12 protein-coding genes are annotated in these 12,807 nt (G+C 58.3%); 8 read left to right on the top strand and 4 right to left on the bottom strand.

Features of this window, described 5'->3' with window-relative positions:
• Window positions 1–188: 188 nt before the first annotated feature.
• Complete coding sequence (locus tag F552_RS20020; protein WP_018151283.1) at window positions 189–1,268, top strand: 2Fe-2S iron-sulfur cluster-binding protein; 1,080 nt, start codon at window positions 189–191, stop codon at window positions 1,266–1,268.
• A gap of 85 nt (window positions 1,269–1,353) precedes the next feature.
• On the opposite strand, the gene lgt is transcribed toward F552_RS20020, so the two are convergent.
• Window positions 1,354–2,229, bottom strand: a complete 876-nt coding sequence (gene lgt / locus F552_RS0108345; RefSeq protein ID WP_018151282.1) for a prolipoprotein diacylglyceryl transferase — start codon at window positions 2,227–2,229, stop codon at window positions 1,354–1,356.
• Between the two features lie 298 nt (window positions 2,230–2,527).
• Here lgt and ilvD point away from each other — a divergent pair, with 298 nt between their 5' ends.
• The 6 genes from ilvD to F552_RS18825 all read left to right on the top strand — a co-directional run bounded on the left by ilvD (window position 2,528) and on the right by F552_RS18825 (window position 8,058).
• A complete protein-coding gene (ilvD, locus tag F552_RS0108340) occupies window positions 2,528–4,384 on the top strand; it encodes a dihydroxy-acid dehydratase (protein WP_018151281.1) in 1,857 nt (618 codons plus the stop codon).
• A 1-nt stretch (window position 4,385) separates the two neighbouring features.
• Window positions 4,386–4,706 (top strand): MGMT family protein, encoded by a 321-nt coding sequence (locus F552_RS0108335; RefSeq protein ID WP_018151280.1) that lies wholly within the window; start codon window positions 4,386–4,388, stop codon window positions 4,704–4,706.
• 124 nt (window positions 4,707–4,830) lie between these two features.
• Window positions 4,831–5,514 (top strand): MgtC/SapB family protein, encoded by a 684-nt coding sequence (locus F552_RS0108330; protein WP_018151279.1) that lies wholly within the window; start codon window positions 4,831–4,833, stop codon window positions 5,512–5,514.
• A 120-nt stretch (window positions 5,515–5,634) separates the two neighbouring features.
• Window positions 5,635–6,003 (top strand): response regulator transcription factor, encoded by a 369-nt coding sequence (locus F552_RS0108325; RefSeq protein ID WP_018151278.1) that lies wholly within the window; start codon window positions 5,635–5,637, stop codon window positions 6,001–6,003.
• Between the two features lie 65 nt (window positions 6,004–6,068).
• On the top strand, window positions 6,069–6,707 hold the full coding sequence (locus F552_RS18830; protein WP_018151277.1) for a chemotaxis protein CheC: 639 nt from the start codon (window positions 6,069–6,071) through the stop codon (window positions 6,705–6,707).
• Window positions 6,708–6,723: 16 nt separating this feature from the next.
• Complete coding sequence (locus tag F552_RS18825; RefSeq protein WP_018151276.1) at window positions 6,724–8,058, top strand: sensor domain-containing diguanylate cyclase; 1,335 nt, start codon at window positions 6,724–6,726, stop codon at window positions 8,056–8,058.
• 22 nt (window positions 8,059–8,080) lie between these two features.
• On the opposite strand, the gene yaaA is transcribed toward F552_RS18825, so the two are convergent.
• Complete coding sequence (gene yaaA / locus F552_RS0108310; RefSeq protein WP_018151275.1) at window positions 8,081–8,863, bottom strand: peroxide stress protein YaaA; 783 nt, start codon at window positions 8,861–8,863, stop codon at window positions 8,081–8,083.
• A gap of 204 nt (window positions 8,864–9,067) precedes the next feature.
• Here yaaA and F552_RS0108300 point away from each other — a divergent pair, with 204 nt between their 5' ends.
• Window positions 9,068–10,684: a methyl-accepting chemotaxis protein gene (locus F552_RS0108300; protein ID WP_018151273.1), complete on the top strand. Its 1,617-nt coding sequence runs from the start codon at window positions 9,068–9,070 to the stop codon at window positions 10,682–10,684.
• A gap of 72 nt (window positions 10,685–10,756) precedes the next feature.
• On the opposite strand, the gene deoD is transcribed toward F552_RS0108300, so the two are convergent.
• Both deoD and proB read right to left on the bottom strand, forming a co-directional pair.
• Window positions 10,757–11,467, bottom strand: a complete 711-nt coding sequence (gene deoD, locus F552_RS0108295) for a purine-nucleoside phosphorylase (RefSeq protein ID WP_018151272.1) — start codon at window positions 11,465–11,467, stop codon at window positions 10,757–10,759.
• A gap of 39 nt (window positions 11,468–11,506) precedes the next feature.
• Window positions 11,507–12,622: a glutamate 5-kinase gene (gene proB / locus F552_RS0108290; protein WP_026182524.1), complete on the bottom strand. Its 1,116-nt coding sequence runs from the start codon at window positions 12,620–12,622 to the stop codon at window positions 11,507–11,509.
• Between the last annotated feature and the right edge of the window lie 185 nt (window positions 12,623–12,807).

The following is a 12,807-nucleotide window of genomic DNA, read 5'->3' as shown; positions in this document are numbered from 1 at the left end:
GAAATTTGTCTATTTTTTGTGCAGACAGATGGATGAATGGTGCATTGTTCCGTACCGCTTGGCGGAAAGTGCTACACTTTGACGTAGCAGTGCCTGCCCGTGTTTTGCCGCCACCCTGGCAAGGCATTGGCATTTGAAAGCAGTTTTAATATCCCTGGTGTCTGTTTTCTCCAAAGGCCATTTAACGCATGACCAGATTGCCACATACAACAACTCGCCTGGCGCCCCAAAAAATCACCCTGGCGCAGTGGCCCACCGAAATCCCTTACCGTCATGGTACCTTGCTGGAAGCCATCTTGAGTTCGGGTGTCCCTTTTCCGCACGCCTGTCAGGGCGGTGATTGCGGCCAATGCAAATGCAAGCTGATCGAAGGCCAGGTCGAGATGGAGGCGTTCAGTCCGGATGCCCTGACCGCCGAGGATGCCGCCCGTGGCGAAATCCTGGCCTGCCGGGCCTACCCGCGCGGCCCGGTCTCGATTGCCTGGCTGGCAGACGATGACGAAGCCTGTTTTACCGTGCGTTACGGTCAGGCCAAAGTGCATGCCATCGAGCCCTTGGGCGACACCGGTTACCTGAAGGTAGAGCTGCAGGTGATGGGGGCCGCATTGCAGTTTGCGCCCGGGCAGTTCATCCGTGTCGAAATTGCCGGGTTGCCCTGGCGCTGCTATTCGCTGGCCAACCGGCCGGGCGAGCAGATGCTGACCTTGCTGGTCAAAGCACGGCCGGATGGTGCCTACACCCGGCAGTTTGCGCGGTTGCTAAAACCCGGCGACAAGGTGCTGTTTGAAGGTCCTTACGGAGAGGCCTACTGGCGGGGCCGGCACGATGGCCCCACACTGATTGCTGCGGTGGGGGACAGCATGGCGTCGGCGCTCTCCATTTTGCAATCCAGTCTGGCGGACGGGCAGACGACCTTGTCTTTCTGGCATTTCGGTGAATCCGCGACGCCGCTGTATCACGAGCATATCCAGCGGCTGGCGCAAAAGCACGGCTTTGACTACCGGGTGTTTGCGGTATCTGAGTATGGGGTGGACGGGTTTCTGGAGGCGTTCCGGTTGCTGGAGGCTGATTTTGAGCAGCTGCGCGTGTACCTGTCGGGCATGCCGGCGGTGCTGCCGCATATGGCCAAGATAGCCCTTAGCAAAGGGGTGGAGGCGGAAAACATCATTGCCGAGCCGTACTACCCGGCCAAGGTGCATTTCCCGGATAGCTGGCTGGCGCAACTGGCCGACAAACTCAGCTTCTGGAAACGCTCGCACAGCAAATAAGGGCCCACTTGCCCGGTATTCAAAAACAACAAGGCCGGGTCACCATGACCCGGCCTTGTTGTTTTTGATTGCGCGCTACCCGGGCTTAGCGGTAGCGGTTTCCCTTTTTGGTAGACACATGCAGCATCCAGTAGCCCACCAGAATCATCGGCAGGCATAGCCATTGGCCCATGGAGAGGTTCAGCGCCAGATAGCCCAGAAAATCATCCGGTTCGCGGGCAAATTCGGCCATGAAGCGTAGCAGGCCGTAACCGAACAGGAACAGGCCGGACACGGCGCCGGTTGGCCGCACCTTGCGCCCGTAAATCCATAGCACGATAAACAGCAGCAGGCCTTCCAGTGCGGCCTGATACAGCTGGGACGGATGTCTTGGCAAGGCGCCCAGTTGCAGCAGCACGCTCTGTACCTCCGGGTGAGCTTTGGCATACGCCAGGTCTTCTGCACGTGCGGTCGGGAACAGCATCGCCCACGGGGCATCGGCACGGGTGACCCGGCCCCAGAGTTCGCCGTTGATGAAATTGCCGATCCGGCCCACCATTAGTCCCAGCGGTACGGTCGGGGCAATGAAGTCGGTGACGGTCATCCAGGTGACCTGCTTTTTGCGGGCAAAAAACAGCATGGCAAAGATCACGCCCAGCATGCCGCCATGAAACGACATGCCGCCTTGCCAGACTTTCAGGATATCCAGCGGATGGGCTGCGTATTCGGAGAACTGGTAGAAAAGGATATAGCCAAGTCGCCCGCCCAGAATCACGCCGATGGCGCCGTAAAACAGCAGGTCGTCCAGGTCTCTGGCGGTCCAGCCAAGGTCGCTGCGCTGTAACAGGCGCACGCGTCCCAGCAGCAGAAACAGCAGAAAAGCTGTCATGTACATCAGGCCATACCAGTGGACGGGCCAGTTAATCACGGGAATGTGAAATGCAACGGGGCTTAAATGCAGTTCGGCAAAGTTAAGAGCCATGCGAAATTACCGGTTTTCCTTTAGAATCGGGGATTATACCTTGTTATCTGTTTTGTTATACCCCGTGTGGCCTGATTTGCTACACTGTGCAAGACAAAGCAGTACACAGGAAGCACCTCATCCGTGCCCGCGCATGCCATTTGCTGCGCCGCCCGGGATGCATGCAACTGCCCGTCCATAAGACCGGGTGCCCTTGTTTGTGTTCCCAATGCCTTGCACGCCATCCTGCTCGCTGATCGATGAGGGCGTCTGACAACCGATTGCAATACGACTGTTAAAACTGTAAAGAGCCAAGATCATGCCGCAATACCGTTCAAAAACATCCACTGGTGGCCGTAACATGGCCGGTGCCCGTGCCCTGTGGCGCGCCACAGGCATGACTGATGCCGATTTCAACAAGCCCATCATCGCCATTGCCAACTCGTTCACCCAGTTTGTGCCGGGCCATGTACACCTGCAGAACATGGGGCAACTGGTGGCGCGCGAGATCGAACGTGCCGGCGGTGTGGCCAAAGAATTCAACACCATTGCCGTGGATGACGGGATCGCCATGGGTCATGGTGGCATGCTGTATTCGCTGCCAAGCCGTGACCTGATTGCCGACTCGGTCGAGTACATGGTCAATGCCCATACGGCCGATGCGCTGGTGTGTATCTCCAACTGTGACAAGATCACCCCGGGGATGCTGATGGCCGCGCTGCGCCTGAATATTCCGGTGGTGTTCGTGTCCGGCGGCCCGATGGAAGCGGGCAAGGTCAACTGGCGCGGTGAAGAGCGCCATCTGGATCTGGTGGACGCCATGGTGGAAGCGGCCAACCCGGACGTATCGGACGAAGAAGTGGCTGCGGTAGAGCGCTCTGCCTGCCCGACTTGCGGTTCTTGTTCCGGCATGTTTACTGCCAACTCCATGAACTGCCTGACCGAAGCCCTGGGCCTGAGCCTGCCGGGTAACGGTTCGCTGGTGGCCACCCATGCCGACCGCAAGCAGTTGTTCCTGAAAGCAGGTCGTACCATCGTGGAACTGGCCAAACGCTATTACGAGCAGGATGACGAGTCTGTGCTGCCTCGCTCGATTGCCACGTTTGCTGCCTTCGAGAACGCCATGAGCCTGGATGTGGCCATGGGCGGCTCTACCAATACCGTGTTGCACCTGCTGGCCGCTGCCCGCGAAGCCGGTGTGGACTTCACCATGAAAGACATCGACCGCATCTCCCGTCGTGTGCCGTGTCTGTCCAAAGTGGCCCCAGCCACCCAGAAATACCACATGGAAGACGTGCACCGTGCCGGTGGCGTAGTGGGGATTCTGGCGGAACTGGACCGCGCCGGCCTGATCAACCGTGACATTCCGACCGTACACGCGCCATCTTTGGGTGCCGGACTGGAAGCCTGGGATATCCAGCGCCAGCCAGCAGATTCCGAAGCGCATACCTTCTATCGCGCAGCGCCTGGCGGCGTGCCGACCACCATCGCGTTCTCCCAGTCCATGCGTTACCCGACCATCGATAACGACCGGGCCAACGGGTGTATCCGTGACAAGGAACACGCCTATTCGCAAGATGGCGGCCTGGCCGTGCTGTACGGCAATATTGCCGAGCGTGGCTGTATCGTGAAAACCGCGGGCGTGGATGACTCCATTCTCAAGTTCACCGGCCGTGCGCGGATATTCGAGAGCCAGGAAGACTCGGTGGCCGCCATTCTGGCGGACGAAGTGGTCGCTGGCGATATCGTGATCATCCGCTACGAAGGACCGAAAGGCGGCCCGGGCATGCAAGAAATGCTGTACCCGACCAGTTACCTGAAGTCCAAAGGTCTGGGCAAGGCATGTGCATTGCTGACCGATGGCCGCTTCTCTGGCGGTACGTCCGGTCTGTCGATCGGTCACGTTAGTCCGGAAGCTGCCGAAGGTGGTCTGATCGGGCTGGTGGAAGAAGGCGATACGGTCGAGATCGACATTCCGAACCGCAGCATCGTGCTCAAAGTGGCCGATGACGTCTTGTCTGCACGTCGTGCTGCCATGGAAGCCAAGGGCAAGGATGCCTGGAAGCCGGTCAAGCGTGACCGCGTGGTCTCAGCTGCCTTGCGCGCGTATGCGGCCATGACAACCTCGGCCGATACCGGTGCCGTGCGTGACGTCAGCCAGGTTGAACGCAAGTAACATGACCCAAGCCGCTGCCCGGGATGCCATTCTGGCAGTGGTGGCGGCCATTCCGGCGGGCAGGGTGATGACCTACGGGCACATCGCCTTGCAGGCTGGCCTGCCGCGCCGCGCGCGCCTGGTGGGGAAAATCCTCTCCGGCTTGCCGGAAGGTTCTCCGCTGCCGTGGTGGCGGGTTGTGAATGCATCCGGTGCCATCAGCCCGCGCGGCTGGATGGGGCACGATGACCTGCAGCGCCTGTTGCTGGAAGAAGAAGGCGTGGCGTTTTCTGCCGCAGGCCGCATTAACCTGAAGCTGTTTTCTGTCACGCCGGTTGTTTGACCGTCCATCCTGTACCAAACCCCGATTCAATACTAGTATTCAAGATATGGCCTGCCGTTGATGCGGCGGGCGATCTTTTGGATTTGCCTGTTTCAGGCAACGGTTCGGTTACACGGATTAGCGTATGAGCGTACAAGATTTTCTGATCAGAAGCGTGATGGCGCTGCTGCTGGGCTCCCTGATCGGGGCTGAGCGGCAGTGGCATCACCGCTTGGCCGGTTTGAAAACCAATGCCCTCGTTAGCGGCGGGGCCATGCTGTTTGTCAGTGCCAGTTTCTTTTTCCCCGAAGAGGTCGGTGGCCAGCGGATTGCGGCCCAGGTGGTGTCCGGTATCGGTTTTCTGGGGGCGGGCCTGATGTTTAGGGAAGGGATTACCGTCAAGGGACTGAATACGGCGGCCACCCTCTGGTGTGCAGCGGCGGTCGGGATTCTGACCGGCGCCGGTGCCCTGAAGGAAGCCAGTATTGCCACCCTGGTGATTGTGATTGCCAATGTGGTGCTGCGGGATATTGCCATTCGCATGGACTTGTCCATGGGGTATGCCGAAAACCCGGATACCCGTTACGTGCTGTCGGTGCGCTGCCATCCGGAGCAGACGCTCGGCATCCGGCAAAGTCTGGCCCAGCAGGCGGAAAAGCTGCAAATCCGGGTTCACAGCCTGTCACAGCATGAGGACATGGGAGTTGTGCAGCTGGAAGCCGAGCTGGGGGCGGAACACTCCAACTTTCAGGTGGTCGAAAAGCTGGCTGCAGCCCTTGGCAAGCATGGGATAGAAGTCAGCTGGAAGGGTATTACCAGAGCAGCATAATCCAAAGAAATATCCCGCCTGATTCCTATGAATAATTTTATAAAATTTCATGATTTAACTGACTGTGCATTCATCTGTATGGTGTTAGACTAAGAAAACCAATGAAACTGGAAATTTGACATGCCAGACAACTTAACCATCTTGCTGGTAGATGACAGCCGGGTTTCCCGGATGCTGTGTGCTGCCCTGATCCGGTCTCTGCGGCCTGCATCCGTGATTGTCGAGGCGAAAGACGGCGCCGAAGCGCTGGAGGTTCTGGGTGCCCATCAGGTCGATATTGCCATTCTGGACATGAACATGCCGGGCATGAATGGGCTGGAACTGGCCGCCGTCCTCAGGGCGCAGTATCCGCAGATCAAGCTGGCGATGCTGACTGCCAACGTGCAGGACTCGGTGCGGGATACCGCCAACGCACTCAAGGTGTCATTTTTCCGCAAGCCGGTGACCGAAACGGTGGTCAGTGCTATTCTGACCGCGCTGACCCACTAATCGAATCCGGGCAGTGCTGAAGTGTTGCCAGCCATCAGACAACATGTGTCTTTCGGGATGATCCAATGACGGATGATAAACAGTTATTTGCCGACTTTACCGAGCTGCAGCTAGATGCACTCGCTGAGACGTTCAATCTGTCGCTGGGAGAAGCCGCTGCCGTGTTTTCCGAAATGGTTGCCGAACCGATCGAGCTGACCGTGCCGACGGTCAAGATTCTGCGCCGCGAAGAACTCCTCAAAGAACTGGGCAAGGTTCAAGGTGCTGACAAGGTAGACCGGCTGTGCGCCATCAACCAGCATTTTGATGCGGGGGATGCCTTTCATACCGACACCATGCTGGTGTTTCCGGAGCAGGGCAGCCTGGAAATTGTCCGCAAGATGCTGGGCGATGGTACCTCCATTGACCAGATCACCGAGCTGGAGCAGGATGCGCTGGCCGAAATCGGCAACATCATTATCAACTCCTGCATGAGCAGTCTGGCCAATCTGTTCCAAACCACCATCGAGGGAACCCTGCCGGTGGTGAAGACCACGGAAGCGGCGTCCTTATTCGATCCGTACATCAATAGCGACGTGATCCTGATTGCACAAATCGGGATGACCATGTCGACCCAGAATATCTCGGGCTATATGTTGTTCATCATGGATGTGGCCTCTGTCAGGGGCTTCATGGCCCAGGTGCAGCGTCTGTTTGGCATTTGATTTCCCAGGTAACCCGATGAACTCGCAACCCGCTATCGACATGCTCAATATCTTTGCAGAGGCCATAGATGCCGGCCTGATCGTGCTGGATGACCAGGGCAGGATACGGCTATGGAATCGCTGGGTAGAGCAGTTCAGCCGTCGTTCGTTTCAGGAGGTGGCCGGTCTTGGACTGACAGAAGCCTTTGCGGCCCCCATCGACCGCCGCATTGCCATGGGCGTGCGTGAAGTGCTGGATCTGGGCCTGGCACGCCTGTTTGCCCATGCACTGCATCCGACGCCGTTCCCCCTGTTTGCCATTGGCGACCAAAGCACGACCCGTATCAAGCAGTCCGTCAAGCTCAAGCCGCTGAAAACCCCGCAAGGCATCTGGTGTTTGCTGCAGATCATGGACGTGACCGAGGTGGTGCGTCGCGAGCAGTTGTTGCGGCAACAGTCCCGCCAGCTGTCAGACAAACTGGAACATATTTCTGCCGCCCAGGAACAGCTGTTCCGCAGCGAGCAGCGTTTCCGTGAGCTGGCCAAGCAGGCTCCCGTCGGCATTTTCGAGGTAGACCTGCAAGGGGTGGTCCGGTTTGCCAACGACCGCTGGCTGAAAATGGCTGGTGTGACGCCGGACGAGCAGCATGTGGTGCGCTGGACCCATAACGTGGCAGATGAAGACATCGCTCGCATCGAGCGTGCCTGGTCGTCTTGCGTGCAGCTGGAAGGACATTTTGCCGAAGAGCTGCGCTATACCGACCCGGCGAACGGCAATATTGTCTGGGTAAGGCTGGAAGCCAGCGCGCTACGTGGAGAAGACGGCAATCTGGTCGGATATATCGGCACCGTGGTGGACATTCATGACGTGAAAGAGTCCGCCATCAAGAATGAGTTGAAGGCTTCGCAGGATGTGCTGACCGGCTTGTACAACCGCGAATACCTGAGCAGCACCTTGCAGCAAGCCCTGAAAACGGTAGAGCGCAAACAGGTGCAGCCTGCCGTGCTGTTTCTGGATCTGGACCTGTTTAAAGAGATTAACGATGAATACGGCCACGAAGCCGGCGATATCGTGCTGCGTTCGGTCGCGCGCCGTCTGAAACGTACCTTGCGCGGGGACGACGTGATTGCCCGTTTCGGCGGTGACGAGTTTGTGGTCATGCTGGCCGACGTAAAGTCTCCGGAAGACCTGCCGCAAATTGCCAGCAAGGTACGGATGGCCATCAGCTTGCCAATCAATATTGGCGTCAAGCATGTGACGATTCATGCCTCGATCGGCTGGGCCAGTTACCCGCATGATGGCGTCGAGGTGCTGCCGCTATTGCGGCTGGCCGACGAGCGCATGTATCTGGACAAGCGCGGCCGCCGCTAGGCGCCGCGTCAGGACAGGCTGGTCAGGCGCGCTGTGCGCGGACTTCCGGCCGGCGAAAAACCCAGTGTTTGTCATCCGACAAACCGGCCTCAAAGCGATACCCCTCACTATCAAACCGTTTTAACTGCTCTGCATCCTGCAGGCCATGATTCATGGCGTAGCGGGCCATCAGGCCGCGTGCACGCTTGGCATAAAAACTGATGATCTTGTACTGGCCGTTCTTTTCGTCCTGAAACACCGGTTGAATCAGCTTGCCCGTCAGTGCCTTGGCATCGATGGCCTTGAAGTATTCGTCTGACGCCAGGTTCACCAGTACCCTGGCTTTCTCCAGCCGCTGGTTCACCACGGCAGTCAGCCGTTTTTTCCAGTAGGCATACAGGTCTTTGCCGGCCGGGTTCGGCAGTTTGGTCCCCATCTCCAGACGATACGGCTGGATCAGGTCTAGCGGATGCAGCAACCCGTACAGACCAGACAAAATGCCCAGATGCTGCTGGGCATAGTCGAGTTGGGTATCGGTCAGCGCATAGGCATTCAGCCCCTCGTACACATCCCCCATGAAGGCAAACAGGGCCGGCCGGGCATTGCCCGGATGAAACGGTGGTGCCCATTGCGAGTAGCGTTCGGCGTTGAGCCAGGCCAGCTTGTCTGAAAGGCTCATCAGCTGGGCAATATCCTGCGGGGATTTGCGCTTGAGAATATCCACCAGCGGGGCAGACTGATCCAGAAACGCAGGCTGGGTAAAACGGGCAGTCGGTAGCGGAGTCTCAAAATCCAGCGTTTTGGCAGGGGAGATCAACATCAGCATGAATCGGTATCCATCAACAGGTAGTCGCGGGGCTACATCATAAGCCATCTGGCCGGCTTGTGCGAATCCTCCACCGGGGTGTCAGCCCGGCAGTTCTGGCGGGTATGACAGGGGACTTTGCTATTTATGCCAAGGGGACTACACTTAAATATCTCCTCCGCATAACCATAAAAATAATTCTCCTTCTCTCCAAAGGACACTGCCATGAGACTCTCTACTCGTCTGGCGGTTGTGACCGCTGCCAGCTTTCTGGGCTTGCTGCTGCTGGCTGGTATTGGCCTGCATGCCATCAAAAATACCCTGGAAACCGAAAAACGCGACCAGATCGTCCGCCTGCTGAAAATGTCGAACGGCCTGTTGGGTGCCTACGCCAAGCTGGAGGCGAGTGGCAAGCTCAGCCGCGCAGATGCACAACAGCAGGCGGCCAAGGCGCTGGATGCCATGAAGGCCGATGATGTTTACTTTTTTGGCCGGGATGCCAATGATGTGGTCAAGTTCCACACCAAAAAGGAGCTGATCGGCAAGGTGGACAAGGGCAGCAAAATGCCGGATGGCCGTTTTACGACGGACCTGTATCACGAAGCCGTGCAGCAGGAGCAGTATGCGCTGGTCACCATCCAGACCACTCGCAAGGGCGAGAAAGTACCGCTGCCCAAGCTCAACGGGGTGTATGAATTCAAGCCCTGGGGCTGGATTGTGGGGATCGGCTTCTTTATCGACGATATTCAGGCCATTTTCTGGCGCAATGCCATCGTGATGCTGGCAGTGGGTCTGGTCACGATTGTTGTCGTCACCCTGCTGACGCGCATTATCGGGCGTTCGATCATCAAGTCCCTCGGCGGTGAACCGCAGTATGCCACCGATGTGGTGCAGGCGATTGCCGCGGGGGATCTGACGCGTACGGTGCATGTCAGCGCGAACGGCAAGGCGTCCAGCCTGCTGGGGTGCATGAAGGCAATGCAGGATAACCTCTCGGCCATGATTACCGGTATCCGTAGCGCCAGCCAGGATATCGTGTCCGCCAGCAAGACGCTGGATGAACAGATGCTGCACCTCAAGCGGGTGTCGGAGAATGCATCCGAATCTACCTCCAGTGCGGCAGCGGCCATCGAGGAACTGTCGGTCAGCATCGACCACGTCACGGCAACGACCAAAGACACTGAAGCCATGGCCAGTCAGGCTGCCGGGTTTGCCAGCGAAGGCGAGACGCTGGCCAAGGAAGCGACCCAGCACATACAAGGGGTTGCCACCGAGGTCGACCGAATTCATACCCAGGTGGATTTGCTGTCCGACCGTACCCGCCATATCAACGGGATAGCCGAAACCATTCGCGAGATTGCCAACCAGACCAACCTGCTGGCGCTGAATGCCGCCATTGAAGCGGCACGGGCAGGCGAGACCGGGCGCGGCTTTGCCGTGGTGGCAGACGAGGTGAGAAAACTGGCCGAGCGTACCACACAGGCGACCGACGAAATCGGCAGCATCGTGAAAGCCGTGGTCGAAGAAACCAGCCAGGTATCCAGCTATGTACAGAATATTGGCCCGATGGTGATGGAGGGGGCCAGCAAGGTCAATGCCGCCGCCAACGCCTTGCAGACCATCCGTATGGAAACCCGCCAGTCTCTGGCGCATTTGCAGGGCGTGACCATTGCCATGGCAGAACAAAGCCAGGCAGGTGCTGTACTGGCCGGAAATGTCGAGAATGTGGCCAGCGTGGTGGATGAAACCCACGGGGCATCCAATACCGCGGTGGCTGCCTCGGCAGAGATCGCATCGCTGGCCAAGGAGTTGCAGGCGTCGGTGAGCCGTTTCAGGACATAAAGGACATCGATTACCCATAAAAAACCGCCTGTGAGGGCGGTTTTTTATGGGATGGATCAGACGGACGTCGGCTTACAGGCCAAGCACGGTTTCCATGGCAATGTCGATCATGTCGCGGAAACTCTTCTGGCGTTCGTCAGAGCTGGAGGCTTCCCCGGTGCGGATGTGGTCCGATACGGTCAGAATACCCAAGGCCTGCGCACCGTATTCGGCCGCCACCGAGTACACGCCAGCCAGTTCCATTTCGACTGCCAGGACGTTCATTTTTTCCATCACGTCAAACATCTGCGGTTGCGGGCTGTAGAACAAATCGGCAGAAAACACGTTGCCAACATGCACTTGCCGGCCGAGGGCTTCAGCCGTGTCCACTGCCTTGCGCAGCAGCGGGTAGCTGGCAATGGCGGCGTAGTCATGGTCCATGAAGCGCATGCGGTTAACCTTGCTGTCGGTCGATGCACCCATGGCAATGATCACGTCACGAATGGCCAGATGAGGGCTCAGGGCACCACAGGAACCTACGCGGATCACGGTTTTCACGCCGTAATCCTTGATCAGCTCGGTGGTATAGATGCTGGCAGACGGAATACCCATGCCATGCGCCATGACCGAGACCCGTTTGCCTTTGTACTCACCGGTAAAGCCCCACATGTTGCGGACATCCGTCACCTGGCGGGCGTTGGTCAGCCATTCGTCGGCAATGAATTTGGCCCGCAGCGGGTCGCCCGGCATCAGAACCACGTCTGCAAAGTCGCCGGGTTGGGCATTGATATGGGGTGTAGGCATAATGTAGGTTCTTTCCGTAAATGGGTGGACAGCGGCGGTTTACAGCAGCACCAGGTTGTCCCGGTGGATCAGCTCCGGCTCGTCCAGATAACCCAGGATTTCTTCGATCTTGCTGGTTGGCTGACGCAGGATGCGCGCCGCTTCCTGATAATCATAGTTGATCAGACCACGGGCGATTTCGGTGCCGTCCGGTTTCAGGCAGCGTACCACATCCCCGCGCTGGAATTCACCCCCGATGGCAGAAACGCCCACCGGCAACAGGCTGGCACCCGCCAGCAGCGCATTCACGGCACCATCGTCCAGCGTGACGGCCCCGGCAACTTGCAGCTGGGCGGCCAGCCACTGTTTTCTGGCGGCCAGCCGCGAGGTGCGGGCGGTCAGTTGTGTGCCGATGCTTTCGCCTTGGGCCAGACGGGTCAGGACATGCGGTTCTCGGCCGCTGGCAATCACGGTATGCGCGCCACTGCGCGCCGCCCGTTTGGCCGCGATCACCTTGGTGTACATGCCACCGGTACCCACGCTGGAGCCCGCGCCCCCCGCCATGGCTTCCAGTTCCGGCAGGCCGGCTTCTGCCTCGTGGATGAACTTGGCTGCCGGGTTGTTGCGCGGGTCGGCACTGTACAACCCCTTCTGGTCGGTCAGGATGATCAGCGCTTCGGCGTCGATCAGGTTGGTGACCAGTGCGCCCAGCGTATCGTTATCACCAAACTTGATTTCGCTGGTGACCACGGTATCGTTCTCATTGATGATGGGGATGACGTTGTGTTGCAACAAGGTCAGCAGGGTAGAACGTGCGTTGAGGTAACGGGTGCGGTCCGCCATGTCTTCGTGGGTGAGCAGAATCTGGGCGGTTTTCAGCCCGTGCTCACGGAAACAGCTTTCATAGCCTTGTACCAGCCCCATCTGGCCGACTGCTGCGGCAGCCTGCTTCTCGTGGAGCGTGGTCGGGCGTTTGAGCCAGCCCAGACGTTTGACTCCTTCGGCAATGGCGCCGCTCGATACCAGCACCACTTGTTTGCCCAGACGACTCAGTTCGGCAATCTCCTTGGCCCAGCGGGCCAGGGCTTCCTGATCCAGTCCTTTGCCTTCATCGGTAACCAGGCTAGAACCAACTTTGATAACAATACGTGACGCCGACGCAATAACAGATGACATGACAATCCCCAGTGATGCCTGATTATAAGGGATATCCTGCGCATTGCGCGACAAGCGGATACGCTTCGGTTTGTCGGGAATCGACAGATGCTGCTGCAATCGGCAGATTGGGGGGCTGGAAAGACATGGCCAGTCAATGGCAGGTGGTGATCCGCCGAGACAAGCAGGCGGGATGGGCGTGCCAT

The organism is Leeia oryzae DSM 17879 (genome assembly GCF_000376945.1).
Taxonomy (GTDB): Bacteria; Pseudomonadota; Gammaproteobacteria; order Burkholderiales; family Leeiaceae; genus Leeia; species Leeia oryzae.
Note: the sequence above shows the minus strand (reverse complement) of the source record. Positions and strands in the feature narration are given on the sequence as shown.

Bases quoted from the DNA above. Each gene is read 5' to 3' on its own strand.
- F552_RS20020 (WP_018151283.1), top strand. From the start codon at position 189: ATGACCAGATTGCCACATACAACAACTCGCCTGGCGCCCCAAAAAATC.
- lgt (WP_018151282.1), bottom strand. From the start codon at position 2,229: ATGGCTCTTAACTTTGCCGAACTGCATTTAAGCCCCGTTGCATTTCAC.
- ilvD (WP_018151281.1), top strand. From the start codon at position 2,528: ATGCCGCAATACCGTTCAAAAACATCCACTGGTGGCCGTAACATGGCC.
- F552_RS0108335 (WP_018151280.1), top strand. From the start codon at position 4,386: ATGACCCAAGCCGCTGCCCGGGATGCCATTCTGGCAGTGGTGGCGGCC.
- F552_RS0108330 (WP_018151279.1), top strand. From the start codon at position 4,831: ATGAGCGTACAAGATTTTCTGATCAGAAGCGTGATGGCGCTGCTGCTG.
- F552_RS0108325 (WP_018151278.1), top strand. From the start codon at position 5,635: ATGCCAGACAACTTAACCATCTTGCTGGTAGATGACAGCCGGGTTTCC.
- F552_RS18830 (WP_018151277.1), top strand. From the start codon at position 6,069: ATGACGGATGATAAACAGTTATTTGCCGACTTTACCGAGCTGCAGCTA.
- F552_RS18825 (WP_018151276.1), top strand. From the start codon at position 6,724: ATGAACTCGCAACCCGCTATCGACATGCTCAATATCTTTGCAGAGGCC.
- yaaA (WP_018151275.1), bottom strand. From the start codon at position 8,863: ATGCTGATGTTGATCTCCCCTGCCAAAACGCTGGATTTTGAGACTCCG.
- F552_RS0108300 (WP_018151273.1), top strand. From the start codon at position 9,068: ATGAGACTCTCTACTCGTCTGGCGGTTGTGACCGCTGCCAGCTTTCTG.
- deoD (WP_018151272.1), bottom strand. From the start codon at position 11,467: ATGCCTACACCCCATATCAATGCCCAACCCGGCGACTTTGCAGACGTG.
- proB (WP_026182524.1), bottom strand. From the start codon at position 12,622: ATGTCATCTGTTATTGCGTCGGCGTCACGTATTGTTATCAAAGTTGGT.